At 51.5% G+C, this 9,677-nt stretch carries 8 protein-coding genes; 3 read left to right on the forward strand and 5 right to left on the reverse strand.

The genetic code is table 11. The annotated features are described in order from the left end of the window. Positions 1–134 precede the first annotated feature (134 nt). From AB5Y85_RS01995 to AB5Y85_RS02010, 4 genes are read right to left on the reverse strand one after another with little or no spacing between them, the layout of a single operon-like run. Complete coding sequence (locus AB5Y85_RS01995) at positions 135–974, reverse strand: CsgG/HfaB family protein (RefSeq protein WP_005355003.1); 840 nt, start codon at positions 972–974, stop codon at positions 135–137. Between the two features lie 7 nt (positions 975–981). Next, entirely contained in the window at positions 982–1,383 is a 402-nt protein-coding gene (locus tag AB5Y85_RS02000) for a curli assembly protein CsgF (RefSeq protein WP_019445195.1), read from the reverse strand. A gap of 11 nt (positions 1,384–1,394) precedes the next feature. Beyond that, entirely contained in the window at positions 1,395–1,838 is a 444-nt protein-coding gene (locus tag AB5Y85_RS02005; RefSeq protein WP_005355005.1) for a curli production assembly/transport protein CsgE, read from the reverse strand. Beyond that, positions 1,838–2,485, reverse strand: coding sequence for a LuxR C-terminal-related transcriptional regulator (locus AB5Y85_RS02010; RefSeq protein ID WP_224969374.1), 648 nt, complete (start codon positions 2,483–2,485; stop codon positions 1,838–1,840). The genes AB5Y85_RS02005 and AB5Y85_RS02010 overlap by 1 nt, the downstream gene beginning before the upstream one ends. Positions 2,486–2,911: 426 nt before the next feature. Between AB5Y85_RS02010 and AB5Y85_RS02015 the strand changes: the two genes are divergently transcribed. Continuing rightward, positions 2,912–3,499: a single-stranded DNA-binding protein gene (locus AB5Y85_RS02015; protein ID WP_047440186.1), complete on the forward strand. Its 588-nt coding sequence runs from the start codon at positions 2,912–2,914 to the stop codon at positions 3,497–3,499. A gap of 395 nt (positions 3,500–3,894) precedes the next feature. Here AB5Y85_RS02015 and AB5Y85_RS02020 read toward each other — a convergent pair whose 3' ends face one another. Beyond that, entirely contained in the window at positions 3,895–4,767 is an 873-nt protein-coding gene (locus AB5Y85_RS02020) for an IS5 family transposase (protein ID WP_368221091.1), read from the reverse strand. Positions 4,768–5,255: 488 nt separating this feature from the next. On the opposite strand from AB5Y85_RS02020, the gene AB5Y85_RS02025 reads away from it, so the two are divergent. Both AB5Y85_RS02025 and AB5Y85_RS02030 read left to right on the forward strand, forming a co-directional pair. Next, positions 5,256–9,026, forward strand: coding sequence for an Ig-like domain-containing protein (locus tag AB5Y85_RS02025; protein ID WP_368221092.1), 3,771 nt, complete (start codon positions 5,256–5,258; stop codon positions 9,024–9,026). A 327-nt stretch (positions 9,027–9,353) separates the two neighbouring features. Further along, the coding region (locus AB5Y85_RS02030; RefSeq protein WP_368221093.1) for a transposase at positions 9,354–9,677 on the forward strand (324 nt) is incomplete at its 3' end.

Genomic DNA, 9,677 nt, shown 5'->3' on the forward strand with positions numbered 1-9,677 from the left:
TTGAAAGGCTGGGGTATCCATGATGGTAGACCTCAAGGTGATGGCCTACTTCAAGATTAGCCTTTCAACACGTAATTGGGACAGAGCCAAAAAAATGCCCTCCACCTGGGAGGGCATTGCGCGAGCGGGAAAACTCAAAGCAGCGGAGCATTGTCTTGCAGGTACTCCTGCAGGATCGGATTGTCGATATCCCGCTGGTCGGCCAGTTGCCACAGATTGTCCCGCACACCATTGGCTATCAGCCGGATCACCCCTGACTCGATAGCCGACATGACACACATCTGTACCGGCTCATTGGTGCTGAAACCGGCCTCGGCTTCCAGCAGGCGCTTGTACTCGACGAAACGGAATACCCCGGCCTGCACCTGTTGCGACAGTACTGTCTTGGAGGTGGTGACACTGTTCAGGATCCGGCCTGAACGGATATCGACGGCGCGCAGATTGACCGTCACCTGATCGACCCGGTACTCCCCGCTGGCGCCGATGCCAAAATACTTGGCCCCCGCCCCACCGGTTCGCACATTGCTGTCATAGGCGACGATCCCCCCCTCGATCAGGATGTTGGCAGCGACCAGCGAGGGCAGTTGATTGGCATTGTTGCCGGGAACGTTGGGCTTGTTCTGGGCCGCCCGCACAATCTTGCGCTCGGTCAGCAGGTTCTGCAGCCCTTCCCGCTCCAGCGGTACAAACCATTGAGAATCCCACAAAGCCGTGCTCAGCATGGCCACCCCGCCCTGAGTGACCGCCGTGGAAAAGTTGGACGCCGGTGCAGGCAGGTACTGACCGGTCTGATCACGAAAATCGTAGACGGCCGCGACAATTTTCCCTTTTGGCTTGGGCAGACTGATCAGCTCCTTGTAAGAGACGGATCGCGGCATCAGGGTTGCCTTCTCATCGGCAACGGGCGAGCCGATATGGGTCGCACAGCCAGCCAGCGCAAGCAGGGGCACTATCAATAACAGTTGTCGTTTCATCGCGCCCTCAGTCGGCAATCAGGCCATTCACTTCGATCATGGTGGTCTGGTTGGTCACCCGGTCGGTGATCGAAACCACCAGGGTGCCATCTTCATCCACCACATTGATGGCAAAATCATCGGTCACCAGACTGCCGCTCTGGCTGCCATCCTTGCCGATATCGGCCAGCAGTTGGCTGATCAGGCGGGATTGCAGATTGGAGGTCAGGCGATCCAGCGCCGAGGTGCCGCTGCTACCGCTGCCACTGGCGGGATCCTTGTAATCATTCTGCGCATTGGCGGTGCCAAGCAGATGACTGCTGTTGAGAGGGTTACCCCCAAAGCTGGGGTTGACGGGGCGATAGACAAGCTCCGACGCATGGAGCGTTGGCGCTATCAGTGCAGCAACTAGCCATAACCGGGCACGCATGAGAAATATCCTTATAGTTCATCATGTTCCAAATCGAAGGTATCCATGAACAGGGTCGCGATCTTCTGCTGTTCGAGGGTCTGCCTGACCTGTGACCAAGCCAGTTTGGCGCTCTGCTCCTGCTGATTACGGCCGGGAGAGAGTGCGGTTTTAAAAATCACCTTCCGGTTATGAGTGATCCAGATCAGGCTGCCCCAGCGAGCAGTCGGGCGCTCATGAATCGTCAGATTTTCTCTGGCATCCGGGTCTTCATCACTGCGCAACCGGGTAAATTCGTTATAAAAGCCCTGACCGAAGCGGGTAAAAGTGCGATCCAGTACCAGACCATCCACATCCAGCCGATCACTCTCCTGCTCCGGCTGCACCGACTCCAGCGGTGTATCAGCCTCGGCCGCCACAACGGTCGTGCAGCCCCAAAGCAGCGCAAGGCAACACGCCACAGAGAGCGCTTTCATCAGTGGGAGTCCGGAGCATCGAGATACTCTTTGGCCCAGCTCACCGCCTGGATCCGGTTCTTCACATTCAGCTTTTTAAAGACGTTATAGAGGTGGGATTTGACGGTATGCTCGCTGACAAACAGGCTGTCGGCGATCTCGACATTGGAGGCGCCCGTCATCAGATAACGGATGATCTCCTGCTCTCTGGCTGTCAGCAGGGTGTCGTTACGCAGCAGGTAGCTATTGCCCTGGCGATAGTATTCGACCAGCTCGCACAGCAGGTGGCGCGGCATCCAGTACTCGCCCAACAGGATTTTCTGCAACCCGGCAACCAGCCGGTCGAGCGGATCCTGACGGAAAAACAGACCGCAGATCTGCGGCCACATCAGCAGCAGGTCGCGATCCGTCGCAGTGGGAGCATTGAGCAGCACGGTGGGCGCCATGCCAAAGCGTTCGGAGATCGCCCGGTTCCAGCCCAGTGACTGGCCAGAGCGGATATAGTCGAGATCGATGAGAAACAGCGTGCCGTCACACTGGTTATCTAGCTGATTAATCTCGTGGATGAGCTGGACGGGACGGCTCAAATGAGAGATGAGGTATGCAGCAAATGTGCTGGCCTGCACATTATCTTCAGTGACCAGTGCGATCGGGCATGCGGCTTTCATTGTGTGCTCTTCCTTGAACCTGTAAACCACCTAATCTGGCCGACTGAGTCTACCAAGGAGGTATGGGAGCACAATATTAAAAAAGTATGAGAATGGATCTCATAAATATCGTAACCATATGTTTTTAGTCGATTTAAAAACCTATTCCAATTCGCCAATCGGCCAGCATAACAGGAATATATGGCAGAAATGTGATGCCGGACGCGCCCAAAACAACTGCAACCCGACCATCACTGCAGCAGGAGCCAACAGTTACCTTTGGCACATCAAGCAGGTTAAGGATGCTGCCAATCCGCTTCGCAACTGTTACTATGACCGCCACATGCGTCTGCGGGACATTGTGCCCCGCACACAGCAACTAATCAGGTATCTAGTCGTGTTGGACCAGGTTTCGACCTGGCCGGTAAATAAGGTGGAAGAGAGATTATGGCCAGTCGAGGCATCAATAAAGTCATTCTGATCGGTAACCTCGGGCAAGACCCGGAAGTACGCTACATGCCGAGTGGCGGTGCTGTGACCAACATTACTCTGGCTACCTCCGAAACCTGGCGCGACAAGCAGACCGGTGAGCAGAAAGAGCGTACCGAATGGCACCGCGTCGTCTTCATGGGCAAGCTGGCCGAAGTGGCTGGCGAGTACCTGAAGAAGGGCTCCCAGGTCTATGTGGAAGGCAAACTGCAGACCCGCAAATGGCAGGATCAGAGCGGCCAGGAGCGCTACACCACTGAAGTGCTGGTCGACAGCTTCACTGGCGTGATGCAGATGCTGGGTGGTCGTCCGCAAGGCGGCCAGGGTATGGGCCAGAACATGGGTGGCCAATCCCAGGGTAACTGGGGTCAGCCGCAGCAGAGCATGCCTGCCCAGCAGCCGATGAATCAGCAGCGCTCGGCACCGGCTCCGCAGCAGAACATGCAGCCGCAAGGCGGTTATGGCCGTCCTGCCCAGCAGCCGCAATCTGCGCCGCCGGTATATAACGAGCCGCCGATGGATTTCGACGACGATATCCCGTTCTAGGACGGTTTTTTTCAAAACGTAAAGAAAATTGTAAAGTGAAATGCCTAGAGACCCCGATTATTCGGGGTTTTTTCATTTCTAAACATGTAAAGATTACTCATTCTGAAAGCTCGGAGTATACATTAGGAATAGGTGTCTAAAAGTGTAAAGGAATGATGCAGTGAAGCTCAGAACCGTCAACATGAAGCAGTACAATGAACGTAAGTATCTAATCGTTGATCAGAGAGGACTCCCCATCCCGAGGCTATGTGAGTTCACACTGACACACCTGTATGGTGCGGAAAAAACACTGGAGAATAATGCAAACCACCTAATCCATATCGAACGATGGGCAGCAATGGGCGCTGTTTCCCAAATCAACTATCAAGCAGCAACTACCCAGCCCCAAGTGACCGTTACACTCGGGGCTCTCTGACAGGCATGCCCAGAGTATTCAGCTTGTTTATGGCGCTGACATACGCCATTACCTCTCCCACTTGGCCGTTGTAGTTACGTAGACTGATTTTCCCCGCCAGCAACTGCTTGAACCGATACATTGCCGTCTCTGCCAGCGAGCGACGGTGATACCCCGATATCTTCTTCCAGTGCGCCAGCCCTTCCTTGCGTATTACCAGCACAGCCTCATTTCTTGGATGTCCCTTTTCCCATAGCCCAGCGTTCTTGCGAGGCGGGATACAAGCTGTCGCCCCTTTACGCAAGATAAGCTGATGGCTGGCTTTGTTGTCATAGGCGCCATCCGCATAAACACGTCCCAGCTTGCGCCGCAGTGGATGGAGCAAGGTCGGTAACACCTCTGCATCATGGACATTTTCCAGCGAGACTTCCGCCGCCACGATATCGTGGGTTGCCGGGTCTACCGCCAGATGCAACTTGCGCCAGACTCGCCGTTTCTCGGCGCCGTGTTTTCTGACCTTCCATTCGCCTTCACCAAAGACCTTCAGCCCGGTTGAGTCGATGACCAAGTCGGTGATACGCCTCTTGGCGAGTTGTCGATAGGACACTTTCACCGTGCGAGCGCGCTTGCTGACACAGCTATAGTCCGGTGCGCACAGCGGCACATTCATCAACTCGAACAGAGAGTTGAGCATCAGGAAGGTACAAATGGTCTGGTCGGTGTAGAGCTGGCTGCGGCCCCGCCGCCCATGATGGTCGTGATGGAACCAGTTGTTCATGGCCTCGGCATCAACCCAGAAGGTGAGTGAACCACGGTTAATCAAAGACTTGTTGTATGTAGGCCAGTTGGTAATGGGGTGAAGCGACGTGCCCATGATGCAGATTTGAAGAGGATGGTAGTGATCAGATCACCGAGTCCTCGGTAAGCTCCCTTCAAACTGCATCGATTTGGGAAACAACGCCCCTGATTTCTCATGCCTTGACAAGCTAACACGCTGAATTTCCAATGATAACTAATTGGCTAACATGGCGATGCCTCAAAAACCAAGATCTTGGCCCAGATAGGTTAACCATATTCCGGCGTTAGTGGGTCATTTTTATATCTGTGGTAACGATTTTTCGTGCAAGACAGAGAAAATCATAAAGAAACATGCATTTAGCCATAACTTGAGCTGGGAAGGCCGTGGTTTGATAGCAGAGCTATCATTTATTATTTTATTATTACCACCCCCCCCCCTTAAAATGTACAATTAATCCACATTTAAATACTTTTTACTGTTAATTAATCCACATCTAAATGCTTTGGCGCTATTAAATAATAAAGAGTCACCCTGACAGTATTAAGAGATACAGGTAAGAAAAAATGTGTGCTGTTTACACAAAAAACTTAGGCGCGAAAGCGCTAATATTTTTTTATTCGCTGTCAACAGTCAGCCCGACATTGATGGCGTTCGAAAATATTAAAAACACTCCAAATTTACGTCTTTATCAGATATCCATCGGTGATACAGCGCATTCCATCGCTATGTCACATGGTATCGATGTTGCTACCTTGCAAAAGTTAAATCCTGCTTGGCGCGAAGAAACAAATGGCAATCCAAATAAGCTTGTTGTCGGGCAGTTATTAGCTGTGCCTTTTCAACCAGAAGAGCCTAATACTAATCAACCTTTTATTAATGTTTCTAATCCTGATTCAAGATTAGTCGCAGACAATAATAAGACTGAGTTATTTATCGCTCAACAAGGCGCGCGTTTAGGGCAAGCTTATGGTCTGCATGATGAAAAGGTCGGCGATACCAGATATAGTGCTAACCGTTTGAATAGCGCTGAAAGCTCTTTCATGCAGCAAGAAACGGCTTATCTCAAGCAACAAGTGCAAGCCACATTTCAGAAAGAAGCCAATGACCAGGTAAAAAAACTGCTGGGTGGTGTTGGTACCGCTGAAGTCGCGCTGGCTTTTGATGAACAATTCGGGCTGCGAGAATATTCTGCTGATTTACTGGCTCCTCTGTTCGAGACCCCTGAGCAGTTAATGTTTGTCCAAGCCGGTGGGAGACATAATGATAATACGGAACGTACTATTGTTAATATTGGGATCGGCCAGCGTCACTTCTATGATTCCTGGATGTTAGGATATAATGCGTTCTGGGATTACGACATCCTCCGCCATCACACCCGGATCGGTCTGGGGGCAGAGGCTTGGGCTGATTACCTGAAACTCTCCGCAAACGTCTATAACCCGCTAAGTGATTGGAAAAGTTCACCAGACTTTGTTGACCACCTCGAACGGGCAGCTCGTGGCGTAGATCTTAATGCCACTTACTACCTCCCTAACTACCCTCATTTGGGGCTGTCCGCCAAGGTTGAGCAATATTTTGGAGATAAGGTCGATCTAGCTGGCAATAATCAGCTTGAGCGTAACCCCTATGCAGGGACCGTCGGGTTGGAATGGCAACCGGTGCCACTCATAAAACTCGGGCTTGAGCATCGTGTGATAAAAGGCGCTCAAAGTGATACGCAAGCCAATGTTGGCTTTGAGTGGGCACTGGGGGCCTCTCTGGATGAACAGCTCAACCCTGCCAACGTTGCGCTCTCTCGTCAATTGCAAGGCATGCGTTACGATCTGGTCGAACGTAACAACAATATTGTCCTGGAATATAAAGAGAAGGAGCGTGTTGTTAGCATTGAGCATGCTGCGATAGAGGGGATGAGTGGCGAGCAAGTTCGACTCAACCCGAGTGTTGTCATCTCTGGCGGGCAGATAGTTGCTAAGCGTTGGTCATCCCCAGACTCGTTGTTGCAAGCTGCATTATCAGAGCTCAACACTGAGCAGTCCATGCTGACCTTGCCGACCTTGCCACTTGAGGTATCAACCCAACAGACATTCACTCTGTACCTGACCGTCACCGATGATCGGGGTCGGACTTACCAATCAGGCTCAATCCCGGTAGTAGTTAGGGTCAATCCGCAGATGCTGGTCAATCGGCTGAAGGTTATCTCTGAAGGCCACGAGGCAGACTCTATCGACCAGCAAGAGGCTGAAGTGTCGGTCCAAAAGGAAGGCACTGTGGTTGAGTTTATCTTGGCACGTGAGATTGAGAGTGAGCCATCAGCTCAAGTTATCGTAAAACCCAGCGAGGTGATGATTGCTCCAGTTGAAGGATATGTTATAGAGCAACTTGAAGGCCAATTACGCAATGTTGCGCGTAATGCGGAGACTATATGGGTCAACGCACTCAAAATAACCCCGAGTAACACGAGCATTGGCGCTAAATCGCCCGTATTGAGCATCTCCGCCCGAGGTCCTAGTGGTGCAACAAGTGGCAAAGTTCACCTTACATTGAATCATGGGGATAAGGTATCTCAAACAACGCTGTCTACTCTCATCGTGACTTCTGAAGCGCCTGCCGATGGTAGCAGCCCCAATCAGGTGACAGCGACAGTCACCGATACCGAGGGCAATCCCGTACCCAATGCCGAAGTGAGCTTTGCCACCACCGGCAGTGCGGTATTGAGTGCCCAAACCGGGATGACCGATGCGCAGGGCCAGGTTGTTATTACTCTGACCAGCACCAAGGCTGAAACCGTGACCGTGACCGCGACCCACGCGGGTCAAAACATGACCGCCGACTCACGCTTTGTGGCCGACGCTTCAAACCCAGTGCTATCGACGGTGAGCGCGACAGTAAATAATGCTCTTGCTAACGGCGTTGCTACGAACACATTGAGTGCTTTAGTCATTGATCATAATGGTAATCCGATACCGGGTGTTGAAATAAACTTCTACGAGGAGAGCCCCACAGGTGAATTGAGTGCCACAAAGGCAATTACGAATGAGGAAGGTAAAGCCATTGTCACAATGACAAATACCAAGGCTGAAGTAGTTAATGTACTAGTTGCGCTGGATTTTATAATGAAAGGCATTGATTCGCAGTTTGTTGCCGATGCAGCCACCGCGACCGTCTCTGCCCTGGTGGCGACCACCGATGTCGTGGCGAATGGCGTAGCGAGCAGCAGCGTGACGGCAACCGTGACCGATGCAACCGGTAACCCGATTGCCAACGCCGAAGTGAGCTTTGCTACCACCGGCAGTGCGGTATTGAGTGCCCAGACCGGGATGACCGATGCGCAGGGCCAGGTAGTCATTACCCTGACCAGCACCAAGGCAGAAACCGTGACCGTGACCGCGACCCACGCGGGTCAAAGCATGACCGCAGACGCTCGCTTTGTGGCTGATAGCAGCACCGCGACCGTCTCTGCCCTGGTGGCGACCACCAATGCTGTGGCGAATGGCGTGGCAAGCAACGATGTTACCGCAACCGTGACCGATGCCGAGGGCAATCCCGTACCCAATGCCGAAGTGAGCTTTGCCACCACCGGCAGTGCGGTATTGAGTGCCCAGACCGGGATGACCGATGCGCAGGGGCAGGTCATTATTACCCTGACCAGCACCAAGGCAGAAACTGTTACGGTAACGGCCACTCACAATAGTCAACATATTAGTGCAGAGACGCGATTTATTGGAGATATAGCTACGGCGACGTTAAAGTCTTTCAGCGGTAACTCCAAAGCTGTTGCTAAAAATATTGAGTCGATAGATTGGAATGCCGCCGTTGTCGACGCAAATGGCAATCCTATTTCTGGGGTTCCCGTAACATTTCAAAAAACCGGCGCGGCAAGCTTGAGTACGCTTTCAGGCATTACAGATACAAATGGTAAAGCTTCAGTAACTGTTAGCAATATGCTTGTAGAGACAGTTACCTTAAAGGCTATAGCTAATCAAAAACAACTTTCAGGCTCTGTTAGCTTTTCGCTACCACGGCCTAAATCTTCACGGTTTATTTATTACCCCCAAAATGGAACTGTAGTCGCTAACGGGGTCGACAAACAGACCCTGACAGTGGAAGTGAGAGATACTAACACAAATGTTATTTTGCCTGGAATGGATGTATACTTTAATAATGGCAGTCCAACAGCTGTATTCAGTACATCGAAAGCAAAAACCAATGCTGAAGGAATAGCTAGTGTTGATGTAACCAATACTGTTGCAGGAGCAAGTTCGTTCACTGTTTGCCCAGACTTCGAAGGAACAAGGCACTGTACTGTACTGTCTTTTATTTTTGTAGCAGAGTAAATCGTGTTCATCTTGCTAAGAGGATTATTTGGCGACGGATATTGGCGAATGCTTCAGATGGTTACGGATTAATTTTTAATAGGATGTACACGTTAAGTTATAAAGTCCATATTAAAGGGAATCATCATGATATTATAAATGATAGTAGGAAATATTTTATGTAAATATGTTGTGATGTGTACAGTTCTAGTTATCACCTGACACCGGCTTCTAACAGGTGTCTTCTTTACGTGTAGTGGGGCGTTGTTTCCCAAATAGATGCAGCTTGAATGGAACTAACTGAGGACTCGGTGATCTGATCACCACCATCCTCTTCAAGTCTGCATCATGGGCACATCGCTTCACCCCATCACCAACTGGCCTCAATACAACAAATCATTGGTTAACCGTGGTTCACTCACCTTCTGGGTTGATGCCGAGGCTATGAACAACTGGTTTCACCACGGCCATCATGGGGGCCACAGCCAACTCTACACTGACCAGACCATCTGCACCTTCCTGATGCTCAAGGGGGTTTTCAACCTCACTCTGCGAGCAACACAGGGACGACTCGCCCCCCTGTTCGAGTTGATGAACCTACCGCTTTGTGCCCCCGATTACAGTTGTGTCAGCAAGCGGGCCCGCACGGTGACGGTGGCTTATCGACAGCCC

The organism is Aeromonas sp. R3-1 (assembly GCF_040908345.1).
GTDB lineage: Bacteria > Pseudomonadota > Gammaproteobacteria > Enterobacterales > Aeromonadaceae > Aeromonas > Aeromonas veronii.